Annotated in this window: 3 protein-coding genes; all 3 read right to left on the bottom strand. The window is 42.5% G+C overall.

What is annotated here, in order from left to right; all coding sequences use genetic code 11:
• Positions 1 to 168 precede the first annotated feature (168 nt).
• Positions 169 to 618 carry a hypothetical protein gene (locus V7654_RS02925; protein ID WP_335428332.1) on the bottom strand — a complete coding sequence of 150 codons (450 nt, stop codon included), beginning with the start codon at positions 616 to 618 and terminating at the stop codon, positions 169 to 171.
• A 184-nt stretch (positions 619 to 802) separates the two neighbouring features.
• On the bottom strand, positions 803 to 1,423 hold the full coding sequence (locus V7654_RS02930; RefSeq protein WP_335428335.1) for a thymidine kinase: 621 nt from the start codon (positions 1,421 to 1,423) through the stop codon (positions 803 to 805).
• A 249-nt stretch (positions 1,424 to 1,672) separates the two neighbouring features.
• Entirely contained in the window at positions 1,673 to 1,888 is a 216-nt protein-coding gene (gene rpmE / locus V7654_RS02935; protein WP_335428337.1) for a 50S ribosomal protein L31, read from the bottom strand.
• Positions 1,889 to 2,098 lie beyond the last annotated feature (210 nt).

Consider the following 2,098-nt stretch of genomic DNA (forward strand, 5'->3'; position numbering starts at 1 on the left):
CCGCAGGAGTCTACGCGCTCCACTACAATCAACAGGGTATGAAAATCAACATTCAGCTTTACCAGAGCCAACTGATACATACTTGCATTTTTAGCACAATTACTTTAAAGCTAACGACCTTATGTATATGTAAAAAGCATGCCCTGTCCCGAGCATGCTTAAGCCATTTTACTCAATATCCACATTGATTTCATAACGCGGCAAGGCTTTGGTCAGGTTCTTTTGAAGCGAGTTTTCGGCACTCACCAGTTCCTTTTTGGATAGTCGATTCCCAGGGTGGGCTGTTACATTCATGGTTCCACCATTGATCCAAATCGACCCAGGCTCAAAGCCTTGAGCAGAAATCACTTCCTTTGCTTTTTGGACATCCTGGGAAAAATTATGGCGGTTCTGGTTATCGGTATTTGGCAAGTTCGGGTTTTGGTCGCCCATGGTCATGTCATTGTCTTGATCCTTTGTAAAATTCGGACCATCTCCGCCGCGAACGCCATTATCATTCGTTGTGAGGTCTTGTCCTGCGGTATCCTGATTTTTGTCGTATGTCGATTCTGTGTTATCCTGGCCGCACCCCGAAACGATTATCATTCCAAAAATAAGCATCATCAATATTTTTTTCATATTATGGCACCTCCCAACGATAGGTTGCCCAAAATTACTGAGGGAATGCACTGGTTATTACGTTGAGATTTTTTTCCGCTTAACACCTCATTTTGTGCTTCAAGCGACTTGATTAGTTTTACCAGCGTTAATACCTAACAAAAAAGCCCACCCAAATCTCCAGGGCGGACTTATAAAAAACAAATTATGATAAGCTTTCCGTTATTTTTTCAACTTTCAGCTCGTTTGGCGATTTTGGCACTTCATGGTGGTGCCTGCAGCGCGGTTCATATGCTTCAGATGCCCCAACGAGAATGATGGGATCGTCATAAGAGGCTGGCTTGTCGTTGATCAGGCGTTGTGTTCGGCTTGCTGGTGAACCGCAAACGGCACAAACCGCCTGAAGCTTGGTCACATTTTCGGCAACTGCCATTAATGCCGGCATTTGGCCAAATGGCTCTCCGCGGAAATCCTGGTCAAGGCCGGCTACGATCACTCGATATCCACTGTCTGCAAGATGCTGGACAACCTGAACGATTTCCTGGTCGAAAAACTGGATTTCGTCGATGGCAATTACATCGATATCAGGGTTGATATGCTGGAAAATATCTGTAGAGTTGGCTATAGGCATTGCTGTAACAGCAGTTCCGTTGTGCGATACAACCGATTCTTCGCTGTAGCGGTTATCGATTTTCGGCTTGAAAACGGCAATATTTTGCTTGGCAAACTGAGTTCTGCGGACTCGGCGGATCAACTCTTCCGATTTCCCAGAAAACATGCTGCCGCAAATCAGTTCGATCCAACCGCTTTGTTTCATCACGTACATGGTCGGCCTCTCCTTCCTCGCTGGTTCAATTTCTGCAAATATTCGTTAGATATAAATGTATTTAAAAGGCTAACCTTTTTTCAGCTTTTTCCATTATAACAAAAAAAAGAGCCAAATCCAGACTGAAAAATGAAGTTCGTTAAATTAAAATTTTTATAAAATCTATTTGTTATGTACCCAGGTACATCTAAATATAGACAATAAAAAACAGGCAAGTCACAAAGCTTCTTGCCTGTTTTTTGAATTCTACTATTGCTGTTGTTCGTTCTTAAGGCCGTACTTCTTGTTGAAGCGGTCAACACGTCCGCCAGCTTCAGCAAATTTTTGACGTCCAGTATAGAAAGGATGGCACTCAGAGCAAGTTTCAACGCGAATCTCGTTCTTTACAGAACCAGTTTCAAATTCGTTTCCGCATGCGCAAGTCACCTTAACTGTCTTGTAATTTGGATGAATTCCTGATTTCATTCTTTTCATCTCCTTCCGCCCTGAATCATATCCGAAACAGAGTTATAAATGACAGCAAATATAGTACTTGCTGTTTTTGTAAAAACACACTGTAGCTAGTATAACAAGTACTCACATATTTTTCAAGCTTGTTTTAATTACCATAAAAAGTAAGCTGCGTTAAATTAGACTGTTGATTTCCGCTCCAGGCGCTTCGCTTTGCTCCTGCGG

It is taken from the genome of Bacillus sp. JJ1609 (assembly GCF_036967045.1).
Lineage (GTDB): Bacteria > Bacillota > Bacilli > Bacillales > Cytobacillaceae > Mesobacillus.